The organism is Burkholderia cepacia GG4, from assembly GCF_000292915.1.
In the GTDB taxonomy this organism is placed as follows: Bacteria; Pseudomonadota; Gammaproteobacteria; order Burkholderiales; family Burkholderiaceae; genus Burkholderia; species Burkholderia cepacia_D.
Genome location: NC_018513.1, coordinates 1,077,907 through 1,103,258 on the forward strand (window position 1 = coordinate 1,077,907; position 25,352 = coordinate 1,103,258).

General features: G+C 68.4%; 18 protein-coding genes. 8 read left to right on the forward strand and 10 right to left on the reverse strand.

The window, feature by feature from the left end; all coding sequences use genetic code 11:
* Positions 1–7: 7 nt before the first annotated feature.
* From panD to GEM_RS04910, 4 genes are all read right to left on the reverse strand, one after another.
* Complete coding sequence (panD, locus tag GEM_RS04895; protein WP_006484038.1) at positions 8–394, reverse strand: aspartate 1-decarboxylase; 387 nt, start codon at positions 392–394, stop codon at positions 8–10.
* Between the two features lie 41 nt (positions 395–435).
* Entirely contained in the window at positions 436–1,275 is an 840-nt protein-coding gene (panC, locus tag GEM_RS04900; protein WP_014896340.1) for a pantoate--beta-alanine ligase, read from the reverse strand.
* Positions 1,276–1,518: 243 nt separating this feature from the next.
* Positions 1,519–2,391 carry a segregation and condensation protein A gene (locus tag GEM_RS04905; protein WP_014896341.1) on the reverse strand — a complete coding sequence of 291 codons (873 nt, stop codon included), beginning with the start codon at positions 2,389–2,391 and terminating at the stop codon, positions 1,519–1,521.
* A gap of 4 nt (positions 2,392–2,395) precedes the next feature.
* Positions 2,396–2,584, reverse strand: a complete 189-nt coding sequence (locus GEM_RS04910) for a DUF3460 family protein (RefSeq protein ID WP_006761252.1) — start codon at positions 2,582–2,584, stop codon at positions 2,396–2,398.
* A 253-nt stretch (positions 2,585–2,837) separates the two neighbouring features.
* Here GEM_RS04910 and GEM_RS04915 point away from each other — a divergent pair, with 253 nt between their 5' ends.
* Both GEM_RS04915 and GEM_RS04920 read left to right on the forward strand, forming a co-directional pair.
* Positions 2,838–4,664 (forward strand): autotransporter assembly complex protein TamA, encoded by a 1,827-nt coding sequence (locus tag GEM_RS04915; protein ID WP_014896342.1) that lies wholly within the window; start codon positions 2,838–2,840, stop codon positions 4,662–4,664.
* Positions 4,665–4,692: 28 nt separating this feature from the next.
* Positions 4,693–8,766, forward strand: coding sequence for a translocation/assembly module TamB domain-containing protein (locus tag GEM_RS04920; RefSeq protein ID WP_014896343.1), 4,074 nt, complete (start codon positions 4,693–4,695; stop codon positions 8,764–8,766).
* Between the two features lie 55 nt (positions 8,767–8,821).
* Here the strand turns inward: GEM_RS04920 and metG are convergent, their stop codons facing one another.
* Positions 8,822–10,984: a methionine--tRNA ligase gene (metG, locus tag GEM_RS04925; protein ID WP_014896345.1), complete on the reverse strand. Its 2,163-nt coding sequence runs from the start codon at positions 10,982–10,984 to the stop codon at positions 8,822–8,824.
* 377 nt (positions 10,985–11,361) lie between these two features.
* Positions 11,362–12,003: an OmpA family protein gene (locus GEM_RS04930; protein WP_014896346.1), complete on the reverse strand. Its 642-nt coding sequence runs from the start codon at positions 12,001–12,003 to the stop codon at positions 11,362–11,364.
* A 352-nt stretch (positions 12,004–12,355) separates the two neighbouring features.
* On the opposite strand from GEM_RS04930, the gene apbC reads away from it, so the two are divergent.
* The 5 genes from apbC to GEM_RS04955 all read left to right on the forward strand — a co-directional run bounded on the left by apbC (position 12,356) and on the right by GEM_RS04955 (position 17,981).
* Positions 12,356–13,447, forward strand: coding sequence for an iron-sulfur cluster carrier protein ApbC (gene apbC / locus GEM_RS04935; RefSeq protein ID WP_014896347.1), 1,092 nt, complete (start codon positions 12,356–12,358; stop codon positions 13,445–13,447).
* Positions 13,448–13,580: 133 nt separating this feature from the next.
* A complete protein-coding gene (gene sodC, locus GEM_RS04940; RefSeq protein WP_014896348.1) occupies positions 13,581–14,117 on the forward strand; it encodes a superoxide dismutase [Cu-Zn] in 537 nt (178 codons plus the stop codon).
* A gap of 112 nt (positions 14,118–14,229) precedes the next feature.
* Positions 14,230–14,799 (forward strand): dCTP deaminase, encoded by a 570-nt coding sequence (dcd, locus tag GEM_RS04945; protein WP_006398615.1) that lies wholly within the window; start codon positions 14,230–14,232, stop codon positions 14,797–14,799.
* Between the two features lie 81 nt (positions 14,800–14,880).
* Positions 14,881–17,160: an arginine/lysine/ornithine decarboxylase gene (locus GEM_RS04950; RefSeq protein ID WP_014896349.1), complete on the forward strand. Its 2,280-nt coding sequence runs from the start codon at positions 14,881–14,883 to the stop codon at positions 17,158–17,160.
* Positions 17,160–17,981, forward strand: coding sequence for a lysozyme inhibitor LprI family protein (locus GEM_RS04955; protein ID WP_014896350.1), 822 nt, complete (start codon positions 17,160–17,162; stop codon positions 17,979–17,981). The genes GEM_RS04950 and GEM_RS04955 overlap by 1 nt, the downstream gene beginning before the upstream one ends.
* Positions 17,982–18,070: 89 nt before the next feature.
* Here GEM_RS04955 and GEM_RS04960 read toward each other — a convergent pair whose 3' ends face one another.
* The 3 genes from GEM_RS04960 to GEM_RS04970 all read right to left on the reverse strand — a co-directional run bounded on the left by GEM_RS04960 (position 18,071) and on the right by GEM_RS04970 (position 21,168).
* Positions 18,071–18,754: an HAD family hydrolase gene (locus tag GEM_RS04960; RefSeq protein ID WP_014896351.1), complete on the reverse strand. Its 684-nt coding sequence runs from the start codon at positions 18,752–18,754 to the stop codon at positions 18,071–18,073.
* Positions 18,755–18,848: 94 nt separating this feature from the next.
* Entirely contained in the window at positions 18,849–20,258 is a 1,410-nt protein-coding gene (gene argH, locus GEM_RS04965) for an argininosuccinate lyase (RefSeq protein ID WP_014896352.1), read from the reverse strand.
* Between the two features lie 100 nt (positions 20,259–20,358).
* Entirely contained in the window at positions 20,359–21,168 is an 810-nt protein-coding gene (locus tag GEM_RS04970; RefSeq protein WP_014896353.1) for a helix-turn-helix transcriptional regulator, read from the reverse strand.
* A gap of 170 nt (positions 21,169–21,338) precedes the next feature.
* Between GEM_RS04970 and GEM_RS04975 the strand changes: the two genes are divergently transcribed.
* Positions 21,339–22,091, forward strand: a complete 753-nt coding sequence (locus GEM_RS04975) for a class I SAM-dependent methyltransferase (protein ID WP_014896354.1) — start codon at positions 21,339–21,341, stop codon at positions 22,089–22,091.
* A 128-nt stretch (positions 22,092–22,219) separates the two neighbouring features.
* Here the strand turns inward: GEM_RS04975 and ppc are convergent, their stop codons facing one another.
* Positions 22,220–25,225, reverse strand: a complete 3,006-nt coding sequence (ppc, locus tag GEM_RS04980; protein ID WP_014896355.1) for a phosphoenolpyruvate carboxylase — start codon at positions 25,223–25,225, stop codon at positions 22,220–22,222.
* Positions 25,226–25,352: the final 127 nt, after the last annotated feature.

A 25,352-nucleotide genomic window follows, 5' to 3' on the forward strand; every position in this document is an offset into this window, starting at 1 on the left:
GGCTGCATCACGTCCAGTTCTGCGTCGGCACGTGATCGCGGTGGCCCTTGATCTTGTTGCCTTCGTCGATGAACACGAGCTTCGGCTTCCAGCCGGCTTGCAACTCGGCTTCGTCGACCATCGCGAACGCCGCGATGATCACGAGGTCGCCGAGTTGCGCGCGGCGCGCGGCCGAGCCGTTCAGCGAGATCATCCCGCTGCCGCGCTCGCCCTTGATCGCGTAAGTCGAGAAGCGCTCGCCGTTGTTGATGTTCCAGATGTCGATCCGTTCGTTCTCGATGAGGCCTGCCGCTTCGAGCAGGTCTTCGTCGATCGCGCACGAGCCTTCGTAATGCAGCTCGCAGTGCGTGACGGCCGCGCGGTGGATCTTCGATTTGAGCATATGGCGCTGCATGGTATCTCCGTGATGCGTGAGAGGCGAGGGCGGGCCGCCCGTCAGATTTCCAGGTTGTCGATGAGGCGCGTCGCGCCGAGCTTCGCGGCCGCGAGCACGACGAGCGGCTCGCCGGCCTCGAGTTCGGCGGCGCTCGGCGCGATCAGGTTCGCGCGGCGGCGGATCGAGATGTAGTCGGGCACCCAGCCGCGCTCGGCCAGGTGCGTGTGCGCGTGCTGCTCGAGCTTGCCGAGGTCGCGTTCGCCGCCGAGCACGCTGTCGCGCACGCGCTGCAGCGTCTTCGCGAGTTCGGGCGCTTCCTTGCGCTCGTCGGTCGTCAGGTAGCGGTTGCGCGACGAGAGCGCGAGGCCGTCCTCGTCGCGCACGGTCTCCGCCGCGATGATCTCGACCGGCAGCGCGAGCTGCTGGCACATGCGGCGCACGATCATCAACTGCTGGTAGTCCTTCTTGCCGAACACCGCGACGCGCGGCTGCACGCAGCTCATCAGCTTCGTGACGACCGTGCACACGCCGGCGAAGAAGCCGGGGCGGAACTCGCCCTCGAGAATCCCGCCGAGGTCGTCGGGCGGCAGCACGCGGTATTCCTGCGGCTCCGGATACATGTCGCGTTCGGTGGGCGCGAACAGCACGTAGACGTTGTCCCGCTGCAGCTTGTCGATGTCGTCCTGGAGCGTGCGCGGATATTTGTCGAAATCCTCGTTCGGGCCGAACTGCAGGCGGTTGACGAAGATGCTCGCCACGACCGGGTCGCCGTGCTGGCGCGCGAGGCGCATCAGCGACAGGTGACCTTCGTGCAGGTTGCCCATCGTCGGCACGAACGCCGTGCGGTTCTGTCCGCGCAACTGGTCGCGCAGTTCCTGGATCGAGCTGATGACTTTCATGATCGGGTAGCGGGTTCCTCGCGCATGCGCGCGTTGGCGCCGCAACAGCGGCGTCGGGGTCGAAGCGGAGAACGCCGGCGCGCGGGCGGCGCATCGGGCGTCGGCGGATTGTAGAGGATTTGGCCGCCGGGCGCATCGATAAAAGAACGATCGTTCACTTTTTAATCGGGCGTACCTGCAGCGGCCGGCGCGGTGCAGCGCCGGCACGGATCTGAATGGCGTAGGGAGAGTGGGGCGGCCCGGTTACGCGGGCAGGTACGCGAGGCGCACGTAGATCGGCGCGAACGGCTCGGGCTGCGTGATCTCGATGAGCGATTCGCGTGCGAGTTCGAGCATCGCGATGAAGTTCACGACGACGACCGGCACGCCGCGCGACGTGTCGAACAGGTCGGCGAACTCCATGAAGCGCGCGTTCTGCAGCCGGCGCAGGATCAGGCTCATGTGTTCGCGCACCGACAGCTCCTCGCGGGAGATCTTGTGGTGCTGGACGAGCTTCGCGCGCTTGAGCACGTCGGCCCACGCGGCGCGCAGGTCGTCCGAGTCGACGTCGGGAAAGCGCGGCGTGATGCTCTGCTCGATGTAGACCTCGGCACGCAGGAAGTCGCGGCCGAGCTGCGGCAACTGGTCGAGGCGCTGCGCGGCGAGCTTCATCTGCTCGTATTCGAGCAGGCGGCGCACGAGTTCGGCGCGCGGATCCTCGGCTTCCTCGCCGGTGTCGGCCTTCTTGACCGGCAGCAGCATCCGCGACTTGATCTCGATCAGCATCGCGGCCATCAGCAGGTATTCGGCTGCCAGCTCGAGGTTCGACGTGCGGATCTGGTCGACATAACCCAGATATTGCGCGGTGACCTGCGCCATCGGGATGTCGAGCACGTTGAAGTTCTGCTTGCGGATCAGGTACAGCAGCAGGTCGAGCGGGCCTTCGAACGTCTCGAGGAACACCTCGAGCGCATCGGGCGGGATATAGAGATCCTGCGGCAGCTTGAAGAGCGGCTCGCCGTACAGGCGAGCGAACGCCGCGACACCGTCCACCGTGTCGGGCGTCGAATCGGCGCCCGCGGGCGCGGCGATCGCGTCGTCCTGCCGGGCGGCGCTGGCCTCGTCGGCGGCGCTCACGTCGTCAGAAGTTCTGGTAGTAGACGTAGGACGTTTGCTTCACGCGCGATTCCTGCTGCTCGGCACGCTCGTCGAGGTCGATCGGCTGCTTGTCCCACAGCAGCGAGCGGCCCTTGCGCTGCTCTGCTTCGAGCGTCGGCTTCTGTTGCTTGAGCTGGTTCAGGAATTGCGTGACGTCGGACTGGTACGGCATGGCTTGGCTTTCCGTTTCGGGCGGCGCACGGTGCGCCGGATTCTCGATGGCGGGATTTTACCGCATCGCGGGGAACAGCCGGCGGCAATCGCGCGTCGAATCGGCTGGCCGGCGCCCGCAGGGCGCCCGGCGCGGCCCGCGGGCGCGTCGTTGCGCGCAAGCGTCAAAGCGGCGCCCGTGCGGGCACGGCCGCCACCCTGTGGTCAAATACAGGGCTTTCCACAAAAACCGATAACCGAGGGCGAGGTCCTATTTGGCGGGTCAGGCGAACCAGCAAGCACACACGGCGCATGAGGCGGGCCCGCGCGCGGCCCGTGCCCTCGGCGACCGCGCACGGCGCGGCACCGGTGCCGCGGCCCGGGCAGCCCTCGTGGGCTGTCTCGCCGCGGTCGTCGTGCTGCCGGCCTACGCGAAGTACGACGTCGACATCGACGCGCCGCGCTCGATCCGCAAGCTTCTCAAGTCCCATCTTGATATTGCGCGCTTCGCGAAGCGCGATGACGTCAGCGAAGACCAGTTCGACTTCCTCGTGACCGCCACGCCCCAGCAGGTGCGCGACCTGACCGCGACGGCCGGCTATTTCTCGCCGGTCGTGCGCACCGACGTGCGCACGCGCGGCGGCAAGCGCGACGTGCGCGTCGCCGTCGATCCGGGGCCGCCGACCATCGTGTCGACGGTCGACCTGACGTTCAAGGGGCCCGTCGATACCGAGGATCCGAAGCAGGAGGCCGCCACCCGGTTCGCGTTCTCGCTGAAGCCCGGCGATCCGTTCACGCAGTCCGGCTGGGACGGTGCGAAGGGCGCGGCACTCAGGCAATTGCAGTCGCGCCGCTACCTGGGCGCGAAGATCGCGTCGTCGGAGGCGCGCATCGATCCGCGCACGCAGCGCGCGACGCTGGCCGTCACGTTCGACAGCGGCCCGACGTTTACGATCGGCAAGGTCGATGTCGACGGCGTGCGCCGCTATCCGGAGAAGATCGTCACGAACGTCAATCCGCTGTCGGAAGGCGAGATCTACGACGTACAGCGGATCACCGAACTGCAGCGGCAACTGCAGAACACGCCGTACTACGCGAGCGTCGCGATCGACGTCGGCGACGATACGGCGAAGCCGGAGCGCACGCCGGTGCACGTGAAGGTCAGCGAGTTCCCGTACAACAACATTCGCGGCGGCGTCGGCTACGCAACCGATACGGGCCCGCACGTGCAGGGGTCGTACACCTACCTCGACACGTTCGGCGCTGCGTGGCCGCTCACCGTGTCAGGCCGGCTCGACCAGATCCAGCAGTACGGCCAGGTGCAGCTGTCGATGCCGCCCGGCGAGAAAGGCTGGACCAACAGCGTGCTCGCGTCTTACACGAACACCAACGTGTCGGACACGCGCATCTACAGCGCGCGGGTCGGCGTGCAGCGCACGCGCACGGGCCAGTTCATCGATTACACGTACTCGCTGATGTACTACCAGGACCGGCTCGACCAGAACGGCGCCGGCCCGACCACGAGCCGCGCGCTCGTGCCGCAGTGGGCGTGGACCCGCCGCAACATCGACGATCCGCTGTTCCCGCGATCGGGCAACCTGATCCACGCGGAGGCCGGCTTCGCGATCAAGGGCGTGGCGACCGACCAGACCTTCATCCGCGGTTACGCGCGCGGCCAGCAGTACCTGCCGATCGGCCGGCGCGACCTGTTCGTGTTCCGTGCGGAGCTCGGCGGCGTGTTCACGAGCGGCAGCTCGACCGGCGTGCCGGCGTCGCTGCTGTTCCGCGCGGGCGGCTCGAACTCGGTGCGCGGCTACGGCTACCAGAGCATCGGCAACAACGTCGACGGCTCCGTGCTGCCGGCCAAGTATCTGATGACGGGCACCGCCGAATACCAGCACTGGTTCAACCGCGACTGGGGCGCGGCGACGTTCTTCGACATCGGCACCGCGACCGATGCGTGGGGCGAGCGGGTGTTCTACCCGGGCGTCGGCATCGGCGCGCGCTGGCGCAGCCCCGTCGGCCCGATCAACGTCGATGTCGCGTACGGGCTGCGCAACCACAGCGTGCGCCCGTACCTGACGCTCGGCATCGCTTTCTGAACCTGTTGCCCGATCCACGACGAACCGCATGACGAAGGACCCGAACGACACGCCGCCGCCTCATGATCCGGACTCGCCCGAGCGCGCGCCCGACGCGCCGTCGCGTGTGCCGCGCCGCGTGCGTGCGGGCCGCGTCGTCGCGTGGACGCTCGCGACGGTCGTGCTGCTCGTCGTACTAGCGGCCGGGCTCGTGCTGGCCGCGGCGGCGACCGAGCGCGGCACGCGGCTCGCGTGGCAGGCGGCCGTGCGTGTGCTGGGCGGCCGGCTCGCGGGCACGCTGGAGGGCGGCGCGCTCGCGACCGGCGTGCGCCTGCACGGCTTCGCGTTGACGAGTCCCGGCGGCGCCGGCACGGAAGTGCGAATCGACCGGCTCGACGGCCGCTGGGCGCTGACCCGCGCGCCTTGGCGACTGTCCATCGCCTATCTTCGTGCCGGCACGATCGACGTGCGGATTGCACCGGGACCGTCGACCCCGGCCAAGACGCCGCAGGACCTGAGCCTGCCGCTGCAGTTGCGGATCGACGACCTGCGCGTCGAGCACCTGGCGATCCACGAAGGCGGCTCGACGACACAGCTCGACCATCTCGCGCTGAACGGCCGCAGCGACGGCCGTCACCATGAACTCGCGCTCGACGGCGTCGACACGCCGTACGGCGCGCTGACCGCCCGCGCGAAGCTCGACGGCGTGAAGCCGTTCGCGCTGACGGGCAATGCGACCTACGTGGGCAAGCTCGCCAACGAACCGGTCAACGCGAGCGCGAACGTGTCGGGCTCGCTCGAAGCGCTCGTCGCCGACGTCTCCGCGAGCGGGATGAAGCTGAACGGCCGTGCGCACGTCGAGGCCGCCCCGTTCGGAGCGGTGCCGCTCACGCGCGCATCGCTCGCGTTCGATCACGTGAACCCGCAGGCGATCGCGCCAGGCGCGCCGGCCGCCGATCTCGCGGTGCGCGCGGAGCTTGCGCCCGTGACCGCGCCGGCCGGCTCGGCAGCGGCGAAGGGGTTCGCGGTGACGGGCCCCGTGTCGATCGTCAACGCGAAGCCCGGCACGCTCGGCGATCACCTGCTGCCGGTCGTCGACGCGCACGCGACCGTGAATCTCGACGCGCACGCGCAGCGGCTCGACGGCCTCGTGCTGAAACTCGTCCGCGACGGCAGCGTGACCGGCAACGGCACGCTGACGGGCGGCAAGGGCCGCTTCGACCTGAAGGTCGCGAATCTCGACCTGAATGCGTTCGTCGCGGAGTTGCGGCCGATGCGCCTCGGCGGCCCGCTCGGCGTGACGCTCGCGGGCGACGTGACGACCGTCGACTTCAACCTGAACGACCCGAAGCTCGCGCTCGGTGCGCGCGCGAAGGTCGCGCTGACGTCGCAGCAGACGGTGCTGACCGACGCGCGCGTGACGGCGGGCAAGGGCCGCATCGACCTGACGGGCGTATTCCGTCACGACGCGCATTCGAGCTATGACGCGAAGGCGACACTGACCGCGTTTGATCCGCTGCTGCTCGCCGCGATGAGCGCACCGGGTGCGGGCGGCGGCAAGCCGGCGAAACCGGCGGCCAAGGCACCGGCCAAGCGCGGCGAGACGAGCGTATCGGGCACGCTGACGGCATCGGGCGCGTTCGCGCCGCAGGTATCGACGAAGGCGACCTTCAAGCTCGGCGACAGCCTGTACGACGGCGTGCCGCTGACCGGCGCCGGCGTCGTGCAGCTCGCCGGCACGCGGGTCCTGCCGAGCAACGCGAGCCTGTCGATCGCGGGCAACCACGTCGACCTGCGCGGCAGCTTCGGCGCACCCGGCGACCGGCTGCGCTTCGTCGTCGATGCGCCGGAGCTCGACCGGCTCGGCTTCGGCGTCCAGGGGCTCGTGCAGGCGCAGGGCGACCTGACCGGCAGCTTCGCGCACCCGAACGTGACGGCCACCTACAAGGCCGAGCACGTCGTGGTCGGCTCGAACCGGATCGGCGCCGCCCACGGCCACGCCGACATCCGCGACGGCGCGCACGGCGCGCTCGTGTTCACGGCCGACGCGACCGACCTCGTGCTCGGCTCGCTGCAGCTGAAATCGCTGCGCGCGAACCTCGACGGCACGCGCGCGAAACACACCCTCGACGCGTCGGCGCTCGGGATGGCCGGCGGCCGCGTGATCGACCTGACGCTCGCGGCGAACGGCGGCCTAGTCGAGAACCGCGACGGGATGCGCTGGGACGGCACCGTCACGCGTCTTGCGAACCGCGGCACGCCGGCGGTGGCGCTGCAGGCGCCGCTCACGGTGTCGGCCGGCGCCGGCCGCGTGACGCTCGGCGCGACGCGGCTCACGCTGGAAGGCGCGGCGATCGACCTGAAGTCGTTCGTGTTCGATCACGGCCAGATGCGCTCGGCAGGCTCCATGAGCGGCGCCTCGGTCGCGCGTTTCCTCGAGGTCCGCCAGGAGCTGACCGGGCAGCGGCCGCCCGTGCGCACCGACGTCGTGCTCGACGCCGACTGGGACTTCTCGCTCGGCACGAACGCGACCGGCTACCTGCAGGTGAAGCGGCGAGGCGGCGACGTGACGATCGAGACCGGGCGCGGCATCGCATCGCTCGGGCTGACCGAACTTTCCGCGCGCGCGAGCTTCGCGCCCGGCAACCGGCTCAACGTGGTGGCGCTCGCGAAGGCGAACCGGGTCGGCTCGCTCGACGCGAACGTCGCGGTGCCGTTCGCGCTGCGCGACGGCGTATTCGGCGTCGCCGACGACGGCCCGCTGACGGGCCGCATCGACGCCGACATCCCGTCGCTGAAGGCGACCGGCAACCTGTTCGGGCCGAGCTACCTGCTCGGCGGGCGCGCGGCGCTGAAGCTGACGGTCGCCGGCACGCCGGTGAAGCCGAACGTGTCGGGAATGCTGACGGGCGACGATCTGTCCGCCACGCTCGTCGACCAGGGCGTGCAGCTGAAGGACGGCATCGTGCGTGTGAGGCTCGCGGAGAACCTCGTCGAATTCCAGCAGGTCGAGTTCCACGGCGGCGACGGCACGCTGCGCGCGATCGGCCGCGTGCGTCTCGACGGCGAGGCGCCCGACCTGACCGCGAGCATCGTCGCGGACAAGCTCGAACTGTTCGCGGCGCCGGATCGCAAGCTGTCGCTGTCGGGCAAGGCGACCGTCGCGAACGACGGGCCGCGCGGCGCGCTGTCGATCGACGGCAAGTTCGTCGTCGACCGCGCGCTGTTCGACCTGCCGGAGGACGCGGCGCCGCACTTGTCCGACGATGTCGTCGTGATGCGGCCGGACGGGACGGTGCGCGGCGAGACGCCGACCGGCACGGCGGTCGCGAAGCCGCAGAAGATCGAGGACAAGCCGGCGCCGTCGCTCGCGCCGCGCGCGAACATCGACATCGGCCTCGGCAACAACTTCCGCTTCAAGGGCCACGGTGCGGACCTCGGGCTGCGCGGCACGATTACCGTGATGAGCGCGCCGGGCGTGCCGCTGCGCGCGGTCGGCAACGTGCGCGTGACCGAGGGATCGACGTATACGTCGTTCGGCCGCAAGCTCGCGATCGAGAACGGCTTCTTCACGTTCAACGGCCCCGTGTCGAATCCGGGCGTGAACATCCTCGCGATGCGGCGCAACCAGGAGGTCGAGGCCGGGGTGCAGGTCACCGGCACGATCCAGTCGCTGACGGTCAAGCTGGTGTCGGAGCCGAACGTCACCGACAACGAAAAGCTGTCGTGGCTGCTGTTCGGGCACGGCACCGACCAGGGCAACAACGTCGGCCAGCAAGGTGCGATGACGGCGGCGCTCGGGCTGCTCGGCAGCGTGACGGGCAAGCGCGTCGCGCAGACCTTCGGCCTCGACGAGGTCTCGGTCGGCCGCAGCGAAGTCGGCCTGATCGATCCGCAGGTCGTGCTGGTGTCGAAGGCGATCAACGAGCGTTTCGTGCTCGGCTTCGAGCAGGGCCTGCAATCGGCGAGCAACGCATTCAAGGCGACGATCAACCTGACGCGCTTCTGGTCGGTATCCGCGTACGGCGGCACGTTCCAGGGCGTCGACCTGAATTACACGCGGCGCTTCGACCGGTGGTTCGGCAGTGACGGCGCGCGCGAGCGGCGTACCGGGCAGCCATGAAAAAAACCCCGCACATCGTGCGGGGTTTTTTGCGAAAAGCGGCGGGGCGCGTGGCTTACTTCACGCGCATGCCGGGCTTCGCGCCGCTGTGCGGCTCGAGGATGTAGAGGCCCGGCTCGGCCTTCTCGTCGGTGGCCGACGCGGCGAGCACCATCCCTTCGGACAGCCCGAACTTCATCTTGCGCGGCGCGAGGTTCGCGACCATCACCGTCAGCTTGCCGACGAGCTGCTCGGGCTGGTACGCGGACTTGATGCCCGAGAACACGTTGCGGGTCTTTTCCTCGCCGATGTCGAGCGTGAGCTGCAGCAGCTTGTCCGAGCCTTCGACGGCCTGGCACGCGACGATCTTCGCGATGCGCAGGTCGACCTTCGCGAAATCGTCGATCGAGATCGGGCCGTCGTCGGCACCGTTTGCCGCGGCCACCTTCGCGTTCGCCTTGGTGCTCTTCGCCTCTTTCGCGGCGTTGGCGGTGGCCGCCCCCGCGGCAGCGGCGCCGGCGGCCTCAGCCTGCAGCGAATCGCGGTTCGCGGCGAGCAGCGCGTCGATCTGCTTCGTGTCGACGCGCGTCATCAGGTGCTGGTACGCCTTGATCGGCTGCGCCGACGACAGCGGTTTCGCGGCGTCGGCCCACGTGAGCGGCGCGATCCCGAAGAACGCCTCGACGGATTCGGCGACGCGCGGCATCACCGGCTTCAGCGCGAGCGACAGCAGGCGGAATGACTCGAGGCTCACGCTGCAGGTTTCATGCAGCGCGACCGCGTTGGCCGGATCCTTCGCGAGATCCCACGGCTTCGCGCCATCGACGTACGCGTTCACTTCGTCGGCGAGCTCCATCGTGTGACGCAGCGCGCGGCCGTATTCGCGTGCTTCGTAGTTCGCGGCGATCGCGGGAATCGCATCGCGCAGCTTCGAGACGAGCGGATGGTTCATCGCGCTGTCCTGCACGCGGCCGTCGAAACGCTTGATCAGGAAGCCGGCCGCGCGGCTCGCGATGTTCACGTACTTGCCGACGAGGTCGCTGTTCACGCGGGTCTGGAAGTCGTCGAGGTTCAGGTCGATGTCTTCCATCGTCGCGTTCAGCTTGGCGGCGAAGTAGTAGCGCAGCCATTCGGGATTCAGGCCCGTGTCGATGTAGCTCTGCGCGGTGATGAACGTGCCGCGCGACTTCGACATCTTCGCGCCGTCCACCGTCAGGAAGCCGTGCGCGAACACGTTGGTCGGCGTGCGATGGCCCGAGAACTCGAGCATCGCCGGCCAGAACAGCGTGTGGAAATACAGGATGTCCTTGCCGATGAAGTGGTACTGCTCGGCCGTCGAGCCCGAGCGGATCCATGCATCGAAGTCGATGCCCTTGCGGTCGCACAGGTTCTTGAAGCTCGCGTAGTAGCCGACCGGTGCATCGAGCCACACGTAGAAGTACTTGCCGGGCGCGCCCGGGATCTCGAAGCCGAAGTACGGCGCGTCGCGCGAGATGTCCCAGTCGGCGAGCTTCGCTTCGCCGGCGTCGCCGAGCCACTCGCGCATCTTGTTGGTCGCTTCGGGCTGCGCGAGGCCGCTGACCCATTCGCGCAGGAACGACTCGCAGCGCGGGTCGGACAGGCGGAAGAAGTGGTGCGTCGACTTCTTGCGCACCGGCGTCGCACCCGACACGACCGAGTACGGGTTCAGCAGCTCGGTCGGCAGGTAGGTCGAGCCGCACACTTCGCAGTTGTCGCCGTACTGGTCCTTCGCGTGGCACTTCGGGCACTCGCCCTTGATGAAGCGGTCCGGCAGGAACATTTCCTTGACGGGGTCGTACGCCTGCTCGATCTCGCGCTCGGCGATCAGGCCGTTTTCCTTCAGCGCGAGGTAGATCTTCTCGCTCAGCACGCGGTTTTCGTCCGAGTCGGTCGAGTAGAAGTTGTCGAACGACACGCCGAAGCTGTCGAAGTCGCGCTTGTGCTCGGTCCACACGCGGTCGATCAGCTGCTTCGGCGTGAGGCCTTCCTTTTCCGCGCGCAGCATGACCGGCGTGCCGTGCGTGTCGTCGGCGCCGATGTAGTAGACCTCATGACCATGCATTCGCAGCGTCCGCACCCAGATGTCGGTCTGGATGTACTCGACCAGATGGCCGATGTGGATCTGGCCGTTGGCATAGGGCAGGGCGGACGTGACGAGGATCTGGCGGCTGCCTTGCGGCGCCGCAGCCTGCACGGAAGTGAGGTCGGATGCGGACATAGGGTCTGTAGAAGAACGGCGGAAACGACGGAAACTGCGATTCTAGCAGGGGCGCGGGCAGGTCAGTCGGGGTGGGCGCCATCGACCCGGCGCCGGAACGGGCGGGACCGCCGGCGCAGCTTGCCCGGCACGATTATGCTGCGTTGCAGCACAACTTCTGCGGGCAAAAAAAACCGGGGCGAATACGGCCCCGGAGCAACAACGACAAGAGGAGAATGGTGACGCGCCGGCTGCGCCAGCCGCGTACCGTAAAGAGAGACCACGGGCCGCGACAGAAGTTCGAAATTTTTTTCGATTTGTTACCGATCCCCGCCGCCAGCCTTGTGCGGCGGGATCGTGCGTCCGACGTGCGCCCCCGTTCCCTCTCGTTGCGATGCTTACTGCTGCGCTGCGCGCAGGTAGATCTCGACGCGGCGGTTTTGCGCGCGGCCGGCTTCGGTCGCGTTGTCCGCGATCGGGTTCGACGGGCCCATGCCCTGTGCCGCCAGGCGGCCGCCGGCGACGCCGCGCTGCACGAGCGCGTTCACGACGCTCTGCGCACGGTTCTGCGACAGCGTCTGGTTCAGCTGCTGCGAACCCGTGCTGTCGGTGTAGCCGACGACCGATGCCGTCACTTGCGGGTTCTGGTTCAGCGTCGTCGCCAGGTCGTTCAGCAGCGGCGTGAAGGCCGGCGTGATCGCGTACTGGTTCGTCGCGAACGTGACCGAGCTCGGCACGTTCAGCTTCAGCGAGCCGTCCGGCTGCTCGGTCACTTGCGTACCCGTCTTGGCTGCCGACGGTGCGAGCTTGTTCTTGATCGCCTGCCAGTTGTAACCCGTCACGCCGCCGACCAGTGCGCCGACGCCCGCGCCGATCGCAGCACCCTTGCCGCCGCCCGCCAGCGCGCCGATGCCTGCGCCGAGCGCTGCGCCCGTGCCGGTACCGACGGCCGCGTTGTTGCCTTGCTGCGTGGCGCAGCCTGCCAGCAGTGCGCCGGCCAATGCGAAGACGGACAGGCGGGTCGCGATTTTCATGTTCATCTTGGATTCCTCTCTTGGTTGAACGAGTCGACAACGATGACAAACAACAGTTACGGCTCCCTGCACGGACGCCCGAAAAAGAAGGGCAGGCCCGTGCTCGCGGCAGCCGCCGAGGCGGCCGCATGCCCTGTTCGCCAGCGTGGCTGTTCCGGACAGGGTGACGCGTCAGCCTCTACAATATAGGCGGTTCGTGGCCGATTTGGCCCCATAGCATGCCGCACGCGAAGAGTGCGCCGCGGCGCGCGTTCGCGCAATGGCATGCAACAGATTCTTTCACTTTTCCCGATTTTCGCAGCGTTATTTGATATTTTTTGACGTTTGCGCGCGGAAAAAACGTTTTCACGGAGTTTCGATGAGCATTGACCGGGCACAAGTCGACGCCGCACTGGCGGCTGTCGTCGACCCCAATACCGGCCGGCCGTACGCGGCGAACAAGGGCATGCGCAACGTCACGATCGACGGCGACGCCGTGGCGGTCGACGTGGTGCTTGGGTACCCCGCGCGCAGCCAGCACGACGACGTGCGCGCGCGCATCGCCGCTGCGCTGACGGCCGTGCCGGGCGTGCGCGATGCACGCGTCACCGTGTCGCAGGACATCGTCGCGCACACGGTGCAGCGAGGCGTGAAGCTGCTGCCGAACGTGAAGAACATCGTTGCGGTTGCCTCGGGCAAGGGCGGCGTCGGCAAGAGCACGACGGCGGTGAACCTCGCGCTCGCGCTCGCCGCGGAAGGTGCGTCGGTCGGCATTCTCGACGCCGACATCTACGGCCCGTCGCTGCCGACGATGCTGGGCATTCACGGCCAGCGCCCGGAGTCGCCGGACAACCAGTCGATGAACCCGCTGGTCGGTCACGGACTGCAGGCGAACTCGATCGGCTTCCTGATCGAGGAAGACAACCCGATGGTGTGGCGCGGCCCGATGGCGACGTCGGCGCTCGAGCAGCTGCTGCGCCAGACCAACTGGCGCGAGCTCGACTACCTGATCGTCGACATGCCGCCGGGCACCGGCGACATCCAGCTCACGCTCGCGCAGCGCGTGCCGGTGACGGGCGCCGTGATCGTGACGACGCCGCAGGACATTGCGCTGCTCGACGCGAAGAAGGGCCTGAAGATGTTCGAGAAGGTCGGGATTCCGATCCTCGGTATCGTCGAGAACATGAGCATCCACGTCTGCTCGAACTGCGGCCATGAAGAACACATCTTCGGCGCCGGCGGGGCCGAGCGGATGGCGCAGGACTACGGCGTGACCGTGCTCGGCAGCCTGCCGCTCGACATCGCGATCCGCGAGCGCGCCGACAGCGGCACGCCGACGGTCGCGGCCGAACCCGACGGCGCGCTGGCAGGGCGCTACCGCGCCATCGCGCGCGGGGTCGCACTGGCGATCGCCGAGCGCGCGCGCGACATGACGTCGAAGTTCCCGTCGATCGTTGTTCAAAATACGTAAAACCCTTGCGGGGCGGGGCCTCACGCTGTTTACGGCGCCGCGAGGCGCGGTATCATGGCGACTTTTCCCGGGTCCCTTTACCCGCCCGGCATGGCTGCCGTATCAAACGGCCGCCAGCCGGCATGAGGATCGAATGAACCAACGACATCACGGCGTGCGCGCCGGCCGCGCGCGGCGCGCGCTGCTGGCCGCCGCCGCGCTGGGCCTGCTGGCCGGCTGTACCTCTTTTTCCTCGTCGCACGAAAAGCGCGCCGACGCGCAACTGCAGCCGACGGTCGGCTCGCAGGCACGCGGCGCGGTGACGTTCGTCGAACGCCCGGACGGCGTCCAGGTCACGTACAACCTGGTCGGCCTGCCGCCGAACAGCGATCACGCGCTGCAGGTGCACGAACGCGGCGACTGCAACGCGGGCGACGGCTCGAGCACCGGCCAGGTGTTCGCGCCGGCCGCCGACCGGCTGCGCGCGGGCGCGCGCGTTGCCGGCGATCTCGGCAACATCCACGCGGATGCGAACGGCGTCGCGGCCGGTTTCATCGTCGCGCCCGATCTGGCCCTCGACGGCGTGCGCTCCGCGCTGAACCGCGCGGTGCTGGTGTATCGCGAACCGAGCGATCCGGCCTTTCCGCAGCATGGCGCGGGGCCCGCGCTCGCGTGCGGCGTGATCCGTTGACGGCCGCCGCGTGCGCGAGCCGATGATCGTTTAAAATGTGCGCCTTTCCGGGTCGCTGCCTTGCGGGAGCGGCCCCTACCGACTGTCACGCAGCGTTTCCAGGCGCCCCGTTATGAGCATCAAGTCCGACAAGTGGATTCGGCGCATGGCCGAAGAACACAAGATGATCGAGCCGTTCGTGCCCGATCAGGTTCGCGCGTCCGAGGACGGTCGCAGGATCGTCAGCTACGGCACGTCGAGCTACGGCTACGACATCCGTTGCGCGGACGAATTCAAGATCTTCACGAACATCAACTCGACGATCGTCGATCCGAAGAACTTCGACGAGGGTTCGTTTGTCGATTTCAAGGGCGACGTGTGCATCATCCCGCCGAACTCGTTCGCGCTGGCTCGCACCGTCGAATATTTCCGCATCCCGCGCACCGTGCTGACGGTCTGCCTCGGCAAGTCGACGTACGCGCGCTGCGGGATCATCGTCAACGTGACGCCGTTCGAACCCGAGTGGGAAGGCTACGTCACGCTGGAATTCTCGAATACCACGCCGCTGCCCGCGAAGATCTACGCGAACGAAGGTGTCGCGCAGGTGCTGTTCTTCGAAAGCGACGAGGTGTGCGACGTGTCGTATGCCGATCGCGGCGGCAAGTATCAGGGTCAGCGCGGTGTCACGCTGCCGAAAACCTGATCTGGTTGCATAACGTCTCACCAGTTTCCGGGTGACCGCTGCGCGTGACGCGCCGCGGTCGTTCTTTTTGGAGAATCGCCCATGAAGTTTCGTTTCCCCGTCGTCATCATCGACGAAGATTTCCGCTCCGAGAACATCTCGGGCTCCGGCATCCGGGCGTTGGCCGAAGCGATCGAGAAGGAGGGCGTCGAAGTCCTCGGCCTCACGAGCTACGGCGATCTGACGTCGTTCGCGCAGCAGTCGAGCCGCGCGTCGTGCTTCATCCTGTCGATCGACGACGACGAACTCATGCTCGGCGAAACCGGCCCGGACGGCGAACTGCCCGAGCTCGCGACCGCGATCATCGAGCTGCGCGCGTTCGTCACCGAAGTGCGCCGCCGCAACGCGGACATCCCGATCTTCCTGTACGGCGAAACGCGTACGTCGCGCCATCTGCCGAACGACATCCTGCGCGAACTGCACGGCTTCATCCACATGTTCGAGGACACGCCGGAGTTCGTCGCGCGCCACATCATCCGCGAGGCGAAGGTCTATCTCGACTCGCTCGCGCCGCCGTTCTTCAAGGAGCTGGTGAAGTACGCGGACGAAGGCTCGTACTCGTGGCACTGCCCGGGCCATTCGGGCGGCGTCGCGTTCCTGAAGAACCCGCTCGGCCAGATGTTTCACCAGTTCTTCGGCGAGAACATGCTGCGCGCCGACGTCTGCAACGCGGTCGACGAACTCGGCCAGCTGCTCGACCACACGGGCCCGGTCGCGGCGTCCGAGCGCAATGCGGCGCGCATCTTCAGCGCGGACCACCTGTTCTTCGTGACCAACGGCACGTCGACGTCGAACAAGATCGTCTGGCACGCGACCGTCGCGCCGGGTGACATCGTGCTGGTCGACCGCAACTGCCACAAGTCGATCCTGCACGCGATCACGATGACGGGCGCGATTCCCGTGTTCCTGACGCCGACGCGTAACCACTTCGGCATCATCGGGCCGATCCCGCGCGACGAATTCAAGCCGGAGAACATCCGCAAGAAGATCGAGGCGAACCCGTTCGCGCGCGAGGCGATGCGCCAGAACCCGGACATGAAGCCGCGGATCCTGACGATCACGCAGAGCACCTACGACGGCGTCGTCTACAACGTCGAGATGATCAAGGACCTGCTCGGCGACCTGCTCGACACGCTGCACTTCGACGAAGCGTGGCTGCCGCACGCGACGTTCCACGACTTCTACCGCGACATGCACGCGATCGGCGACGGCCGTCCGCGCACGGGCGCGCTGGTGTTCGCGACGCACTCGACGCACAAGCTGCTCGCGGGCATCTCGCAGGCGTCGCAGATCGTCGTGCAGGATTCGGAGAACCGCACGTTCGACAAGCACCGCTTCAACGAGGCGTACCTGATGCACACGTCGACGAGCCCGCAGTACGCGATCATCGCGTCGTGCGACGTCGCGGCCGCGATGATGGAGCCGCCGGGCGGCACCGCGCTCGTCGAGGAATCGATCGCCGAGGCGATCGACTTCCGCCGCGCGATGCGCAAGGTCGACGCGGAATACGGCGACGACTGGTTCTTCAGCGTGTGGGGCCCGGACGAGCTGTCCGAAGAAGGCATCGGTTCGCGTGAAGACTGGATGCTGAAGCCGAACGACCACTGGCACGGCTTCGGCCCGCTGGCGGAAGGCTTCAACATGCTCGACCCGATCAAGGCGACGATCATCACGCCGGGGCTCGACGTCGACGGCGAGTTCGGCGAGACGGGCATTCCGGCCGCGATCGTCACGAAGTACCTGGCCGAGCACGGGATCATCGTCGAGAAGACCGGCCTGTACTCGTTCTTCATCATGTTCACGATCGGCATCACGAAGGGCCGCTGGAACTCGATGGTGACGGAGCTGCAGCAGTTCAAGGACGACTACGACAACAACCAGCCGCTGTGGCGTGTGCTGCCGGAATTCGTCGCGCAGCATCCGCGCTACGAGCGCGTCGGCCTGCGCGACCTGTGCACGCAGATCCACGACGTGTACCGTGCGAACGACATCGCGCGCCTGACGACGGAGATGTACCTGTCGGACATGGAGCCGGCGATGAAGCCGTCGGACGCATTCGCGAAGCTCGCGCACCGCAAGATCGACCGCGTGCCGCTCGACGAGCTCGAAGGCCGCGTGACGAGCATCCTGCTGACGCCGTACCCGCCGGGCATCCCGCTGCTGATCCCGGGCGAGCGCTTCAACAAGACGATCGTGAACTACCTGCGGTTCGCGCGCGACTTCAACGAGCGTTTCCCGGGCTTCCACACCGACATCCACGGCCTCGTCGCGGAAGAGGTGAACGGCCGCGTCGAGTACTTCGTCGACTGCGTGCGCGACTGATGGCGACGCATGGACGAATCCGGGCGATGCGCGCGGCGGTAGCCGCGCTCGTCGTCTGGGCCGCGTGGTCGGCGGGGTTGAACGCGGCGCACGCGGAAGTGGCCGCGGCCGACCCGATCGACGTCGCGATGCGGCAGTGTCTCGCACGGCGCGACCGGTCGTCGCCGGCCGGCCAGATCCAGTGCATGGGCGAAGCGCAGCAGCAGTGGCAGGCGGTGATGGACGGCGCGTACCAGCGCCTGTCGAACGATGCGCCGGCCGACGCGAAGCGCGGCTGGCAGGACAGCCAGCGCCACTGGCTCACGTGGCGCAAGGACGAAGTGCAACTGCTGAAGGCGGTGTACGACACGACGCGCGGCACCGCGTACACGATGGCGAGTGCCGACATGCAGTTACAGCCGGTGCGCGATCGCGCGCTGGCGCTGCGCGCGGCGGCCGACCGCTATGCGCCGCAGCCTGCCGCGGTACCGGTGGCGGCCACGAGCGGCGCGCAGGGTGCCCCGAGCGCAGCGCCAGGCGCTGTCGCGGCAGCCGCCGGCAAGCCGGCGAACGCGCCGCGCGACCCGGCCGTGGGCCGCGTGCGCCCGTGCGTGCAGGACGCCGCATGCGAACACGCGGTGTTCGACCTGAATCGCTACTACCAGAAGCTGCGCCGCAAGATGCCCGCGCATTCGGCCACGACGCTGGTGCGCGCGCAGCGCGCGTGGGTCGCGTTCCGCGACACGACGGCGCCGCTCGTCGGCGAGGATGGGCGCGTCGACCTGATCGGCGCGCGCATCGCGACGATGAAGCGGCTGTCGGAGACGGCCGGCAACAAGTAACGCGCGTCGCGATGGCGATCATTGCGCGCGGCAACGCAAAACGGGCACCCTCGGGTGCCCGTTTGCATGTGGGGCGCTGCGTGGCGCGCTTACGCGGGTTGCTGCGTATCGAGGTGGCCGAACCACGACGGCACGAGCGCGACCGCGTCGTCGAGCGACGCAAGCACGTGCAGGCTCAGCGCGATGATCTCGGGCGTCGGCGCCTTCAGGTCGGGCACGGTGACGACCGCTGCACCGGCACCGGCGGCCGACTGCGCGCCGAAGTCGCTGTCCTCGAATGCGACGCACGCGTGCGCCGGCACGCCGAGGCGTTCGGCCGCGAGCCGGTAGACGGCCGGGTCGGGCTTGCCGCGCGCGACTTCGTCGCCGCCCGCGATCGCGCGGAAGAACGGCAGCACGCCGACCGCGTCGAGCCGCGCGCGGATCACGTCGCGCGCGGACGACGACGCGACCGCGCACGGGATGCCGGCCCGCGCGAGCGCGTCGAGCAGCGTGAGCGCGCCGGGCTTCAGCGGAAACTTCGGATGAGGCTCGGGCGCGGCGAGCTGTTCGCGCACGCGGGTGCGCACCGCATCGAACGTGTCGGTGTCGCCGATCAGCCGCGCGAGGATGACCTGGCCTTCGGCGAACGAGCGGCCGACGATCTGCAGGTAGTCGATCTCGGTCAGCGCGACGCCGTGTGCGTTCGACACGTCGATCCACGTGTTCATGATGGTCCGCTCGGAATCGACGAGCAGGCCGTCCATGTCGAAGAGCGCGGCGGAGAAGGTCATCGGCGGTATCCGGGAAGCGGGGAACGGGGTAGGCGGCGCGACGGCCGCCCGAATGAAAAACGGACGCCGAAGGCGTCCGTCCGGGACAGCAGGCTTACTTGCCGAGCGCGGCGCGGGCGGCCTTGACCGCCGCACGCACTTGATCGGGCGCAGTGCCGCCCGGGTGGTTGCGGCTCGCGACCGAACCTTCGAGCGTCAGGTAGCTGAACACGTCGTCGCCGATCAGGTGCGCGACGTTCGGCAGTTCCTGCTTCATCTCGTCGAGCGTCAGGTCGGCAAGGTCGATCCCGCGGTCGTCGCAGATCTTCACCGCGTGCGCGACGGCTTCGTGCGCATCGCGGAACGGCAGCCCGCGCTTCACGAGGTAGTCGGCGAGGTCGGTGGCGGTCGAGAAACCCTGCAGCGCAGCCGCGCGCATCGCGTCCGGCTTCACGGTGATGCCCGCGACCATCTCGGCGAAGATCCGCAGCGTGTCGGCGACGGTGTCGACCGTGTCGAACAGCGGTTCCTTGTCTTCCTGGTTGTCCTTGTTGTACGCGAGCGGCTGGCCCTTCATCAGCGTGAGGAGCGCCATCAGGTGGCCATTGACGCGACCGGTCTTGCCGCGCGCGAGCTCCGGCACGTCCGGGTTCTTCTTCTGCGGCATGATCGAGCTGCCGGTGCAGAAGCGGTCGGCGATGTCGATGAAGCCGACGCGCGGGCTCATCCACAGCACGAGTTCTTCCGAGAAGCGCGACACGTGCGTCATCACCAGCGCGGACGCTGCCGTGAATTCGATCGCGAAGTCGCGATCCGACACCGCGTCGAGCGAGTTCGCGCAGATGCCGTCGAAGCCGAGCGTCTTCGCCACCGCGTGACGGTCGATCGGGTAGCTGGTGCCGGCGAGCGCGGCGGCGCCGAGCGGCAGGCGGTTCACGCGCGTGCGGCAGTCGCGCATGCGTTCCGCGTCGCGCGTGAACATCTCGACGTACGCGAGCAGGTGGTGGCCGAACGTGACGGGCTGCGCGACCTGCAGGTGCGTGAAGCCCGGCATGATCGTGTCCGCGTTCGTTTCCGCGAGGTCGATCAGCGCGCCGCGCAGGTCGTTCAGCAGGCCGCCGATGCGGTCGATCTCGCCGCGCAGCCACAGACGGATGTCGGTCGCGACCTGGTCGTTGCGCGAGCGGCCCGTATGCAGGCGCTTGCCGGCATCGCCGATCAGCGCGGTCAGGCGCGCCTCGATGTTCAGGTGGACGTCCTCGAGATCCAGCTGCCATTCGAATTCGCCGCGCTCGATCTCGCCCTTGATCTGCGCCATCCCGCGTTCGATCGCGGCGAGGTCGTCGGCGCTGATGATCTTCTGCGCCGCGAGCATGCTGGCGTGTGCGAGCGAGCCGGCGATGTCGACGAGCGCGAGACGCTTGTCGAAAAAGACCGACGAGGTGTAGCGCTTGACCAGCTCCGACATCGGTTCCGAGAAGCGGGCCGACCAGGCCTCGCCCTTTTTGTGCAGTTGGGACGTCATGGCGATTCTTCGAAGGGGAGTTGGGCGGCGTGCGCCGCCGAGGGAATCCCGCAATTCTAGCATTCGCGGGGCTGGCGGCCGGCCTTCGCGGGCCGTCCGCTCAGTCGCGCACGAGCACGACCAGCTTCAGGTCCTCACGGTGCGCGGGCTTCAGCGTGATCTGCTGGTACACGAGGCGGCCGTCGTCCGGATGGTCGAATTCGCGCAGGCCGCCTTCGCGCTCGAACACGTCCTGCGACGCCCAGTACTGGGCGAACGCGTCGCTGCCGGCCATCAGCGCATCGATCAGCGCGCGGGTCGGCGCGTCGGCGAGGTGGCGGATCGAGTCGGCGCGGAATTCGGCCGCGAGCCGGCGCCCGCGGGTTTCCCAGTCGACGATCAGCGTGCGGGCGGCCGGCGACATGAACGTGAAGCGCAGCAGGTTGCGGTCGTGCTCGCCGTCGAGCCAGCCCCTGAACAGCGCGGCGGCCGGCGCGTTCCACGCAAGAGCGTTCCATTGCCGGTCGAGCACGTACGCGGGCGTGGCGATCGCGGCGACGGTCGCCGCGAGCGTCGGCGGCAGGTCGCCGGCCGCGACGTCGGGCTCGGCCGGATCGCGCTGCGCGGCCAGCTCGAACAGGTAGGCGCGCTCGGCCTTCGACAGCTGCAGCGCGACGGCAATCCGCGCGAGCGCGTCGGCCGACGCCGACACCGGGCGGCCTTGCTCGATCCACGTGTACCAGGTCGGGCTGACGCCGCACAGCTGCGCGACTTCCTCGCGCCGCAGCCCCGGCGTGCGGCGGCGCGGCCCGGGCGGCAGGCCGACGGCCTGCGGCGACAGCCGTTCACGGTGCGCGCGGATGAATTCGCCGAGCGCGCGGGCGGGCGTGGCGTCGAGCGGCGGGGTGGGGGTGGAGGACGGGTGGTTCATGCGGAAACGGCTGAAACGATGAAAAAAAGCGCCGGGCGCGCGACAGGGGGCAGGCAGGTGTAACGAATACCAGAATAACCGCTTAACTTGTACTGGTACAAGCGCGGCCCTATTGTAGCGATTCGCGCGCTGGCAGGCAGCGAGCACCCCACCCCAAGAAGGAGCGAACGATGAAACACCACGACCAGGTCGCCGACGCATTCGGCACGACGGCCGCCGCTTACCTGACGAGCCAGGTCCATGCGACGGGTGCCGATCTGCAGGCACTGGCGGACACCGTGTGCGCGACGCCTGCTGCCGCAGTGCTCGATCTCGGCTGCGGCGCGGGCCACGCGAGCTTCGCGGTCGCGCCGTACGTGCGCGACGTGGTCGCCTACGATCTCGCCGCGCCGATGCTCGCGACCGTCGACGCCGCCGCGCGCGAGCGCGGGCTGGCGAACATCCGCACGCAGCAGGGCCCGGCCGAGCGGCTGCCGTTCGACGCGGGCACCTTCGACTGGGTGGTCAGCCGGATGAGCGCGCACCACTGGCACGACGTGCGTGCGGCGCTCGCCGAGGTGCGCCGTGTGCTGAAGCCGGGCGGCCGCGTGCTGATGATCGACATCGCGGGCAACGACCATCCGCTGCTCGACACGTACCTGCAGGCCGCGGAAGTGCTGCGTGACGCGTCGCACGTGCGCGACTACCGCGCCGACGAATGGCTCGCGATGTTCCGCGGTGCCGGTTTCGAGGCGCACGTGCAGCGCCGCTGGCGTCTGCCGATCGACTTCGATACGTGGGTCGAACGGATCCGCACGCCGGCCGACAGCGTCGCGGGCATCCGCGCCCTGTGGGCGCATGCGCCGGACGAGGTGCGCGGCTACTACGCGGTGCAGCCGGACGGATCGTTCGAGCATGACGCGCTGCTGATCGACGCGCAATGAGCACGCGGCACGGCGACCGGTGCCGTCGTGCCGTTCGATGAAAAAAGCCGCGCTACGCGTGGTCGCGTAGCGCGGCTTTCGTGTCGCGATGCCGGCGCGGCGCGGGGCAGGCCCGCGCCGCGCGCGGATCAGCCCGTGTTGCGCAGGCCGGCCGCGATCCCGTTGATGGTCAGGTGAATCCCGCGGCGCAGCCGTGCGTTCGTGTCGCCCGCGCGGTGACGCTTGATCAGCTCGACCTGCAGGTGGTTCAGCGGATCGAGGTACGGGAAGCGGTTCTTGATCGAACGCGCGAGCAGCGGGTTGGTCGCGAGGCGGCCTTCGTGCCCGGTGATTTCCTGGAGCGCCTGCGACGTGCGCTCCCATTCCGCGACGATCCGCTCGAACACGTGCTTGCGCAGCTTGCGGTCGGCGACCAGCTGCGCGTAGCGCGACGCGACCGCGAGATCGGTCTTCGCGAGCACCATGTCCATGTTCGACAGCAGGTTCGCGAAGAACGGCCAGGTCTTGTTCATCTTCTTCAGCAGCGTGACGCGCTTCGTGCGTTCGGCCGCGTCCTGCGCGCCGTCGAGATAGGCGCTCACCGCGCTGCCGAAACCGTACCAGCCCGTCAGCAGCAACCGGCACTGACCCCACGAGAAGCCCCACGGAATCGCGCGCAGGTCCTCGATCTTGCGATTCTTCGGATCCTGCAGCTTGCGCGAGGCCGGACGGCTGCCGATGTTCAGCTCGGCGATCTCGGTGATCGGCGTCGACGAGAAGAAGTAGTCGGTGAAGCCGGGCGTCTCATAGACGAGCGCGCGATACGACGCCATCGCGGCGTCGGACAGCGTCTGCATCACGGTTTCGAACGCGGGCAGCTGCGCGGGTGCGTTCGATTGCGGCAGCAGCGACGCCTCGAGCGTCGCGGCGACCACCGTCTCGAGGTTGCGCCGGCCGATCTCGGGGTTCGCGAACTTGCTCGCGATCACCTCGCCCTGTTCGGTCAGGCGGATCTGGCCGTTCACGGTGCCCGGCGGCTGCGACAGGATCGCCTGGTAGGTCGGGCCGCCCCCGCGGCCGACCGTGCCGCCGCGGCCGTGGAACAGCCGCAGCGTGATCTTGCGTTCGCGGAACAGGTCGACGAGCGCGAGCTCCGCGCGATACAGCTCCCAGTTCGACGTCAGGAAGCCGCCGTCCTTGTTGCTGTCCGAGTAGCCGAGCATCACTTCCTGCTCGTCGCCCTGGTGGGCGATCAGCGCGTCGACGCCCGGCAGTGCGAAGTACTCGCGCATGATGCGCGCGGCATCGCGCAGGTCGGGGATCGTCTCGAACAGCGGGATCACCATCAGGCCGCTCTTCGCATGGCTGCCGAGCGCGCCTTCGAGCAGGCCCGTTTCCTTCTGCAGCAGCAGCACCTCGACGAGGTCGCTGACGGTTTCCGTATGCGAAATGATGTAGTTGCGCACCGCGCGCGCGCCGAATTGCGCGCGCACTTCGCGGGCTTTCTCGAACACGCCGAGCTCGCTCTGCGCGAGCGCCGAGTATTCGAGGTACGGCGAGCGCAGCGGGCGCGGATCGGCAAGCGCGGCAAGCAGCACGCGCAGCTTGTCTTCCTCGGCGAGCGCCGCGTAGTCGGCCTCGACGCCGGCGCGCGCGAACAGCTCGGCGACCACGGCTTCGTGGATGTCGGAGCTCTGGCGCAGGTCGATGCTCGCGAGATGGAAGCCGAACACTTCGGCCGCGCGCACGAGCGGCGCGAGGCGCGGCGCGGCGAGCGACGAGCCGTGGTGTTCGTCGAGCGACGCGGTCAGCACCTTCAGGTCGGCGACGAACGCTTCGGAATCCGCATACGGAATCGCCCGCACGGGCGGCGCGCCGCGGCCCGCGCTGCGCACCGGCACCGTGCCTTCGCCGAGACGCACGCGCGCGCTCGCGGCGAGGCGCGTGTAGATGCCGATCAGCGCACGGCGATACGGCTCGTCGACGCGGTGCGGCGACTGGTCGGGCGACGCGGCCGCGAGTGCCTTCGCCGCGTCGTTCGCGCCGACCAGCAGGTTCGACACCGACAGCTCGGCGCCGAGCTTGTGCACCTGTTCCAGATAGTGTTCGAGGATCACCGCAGCCTGGCGGTTGACCGCTTCTTCGAGCGTCGGGGCGGTCACGTTCGGGTTGCCGTCGCGATCGCCGCCGATCCAGCTGCCCATCTGGAAGAACGCGGGCACGCGTGCGGACAGGCCGTGCTCGGCGAGCGCGGCCTCGATGTCGCCGTACAGCGCGGGCAGCTCGTCGAGGAACGTCGCGCGGTAGTACGACAGCGCGTTCTCGATCTCGTCGCCGACCGTCAGGCGCGCGTCGCGCAGCATGCGGGTCTGCCACAGCGCGGTCACGCGCGCGCGCAGCATCGATTCGTTGTACGAGCGTTCGCGCGCGGTCAGCGGCTGGTCGCGCTCGGCGAGCAGCCGCGCGATGTCGTGCTGCGCGTCGAGGATGCTCTTGCGCTGCACTTCGGTCGGGTGTGCGGTCAGCACCGGAACGATCAGCGCGTCGTCGAAGAAGCGCTGCAGCAGGCGCTTCGACGCGTTGCCGGTGGTCTTCAGCTGTTCGAGCGCGTAGGCGACGGTGCCGGGCTGCGGCGCGGAGCCGGCCAGCGCGTGGATGCGGCGGCGGCGGTTGTGGTGGCGGTCTTCCGCGATGTTCGCGAGGTGCGAGAAATAGCTGAACGCGCGCACGACGCTCACCGTCTGCTCCGGCGTCAGCTTGCGCAGCTTCTTCTCCAGCGTTTGTGCGGCCTCGCTGTCGTCCTCGCGGCGAAACTTCACCGCCGTCTGGCGAATGGTTTCGACCACGTCGAACACGGTGTCGCCTTCCTGTTCGCGCACCACGTCGCCGAGCAGGCGGCCGAGGAAGCGGATGTCCTCGAACAGCGGGCCGTCCTTGTCCTCGCGCGTGCGGGTGCCGGGCTTCGATGCGCCGGCCGTGCGGGCCGCCGGGCCGGCAGTCTTGGCTGCGCGTTTTGTCTGACGTATCGGGTCTTTCGGTTTCGTTGCCGTTTTCGCACGGCCGTTCGCGGCGGTGGCGATGGTGCCCGTCTGGGCGTCGGGGGAGGGCAAGGCAGCATTGCGGCGCGTCGTACGCGCCGATCCGGAAGACTTCACGATGGGTTTCCTTGGGAAAGCTCGAGTCAAAAAGGGACTGCGGAAACTACGGGAACTGCGGTCAAGCAACCAGCTAGGTGCGGCACATCCGCGCATCGGTATCGCCGCCCGCGTCGAAGCGCGGCGG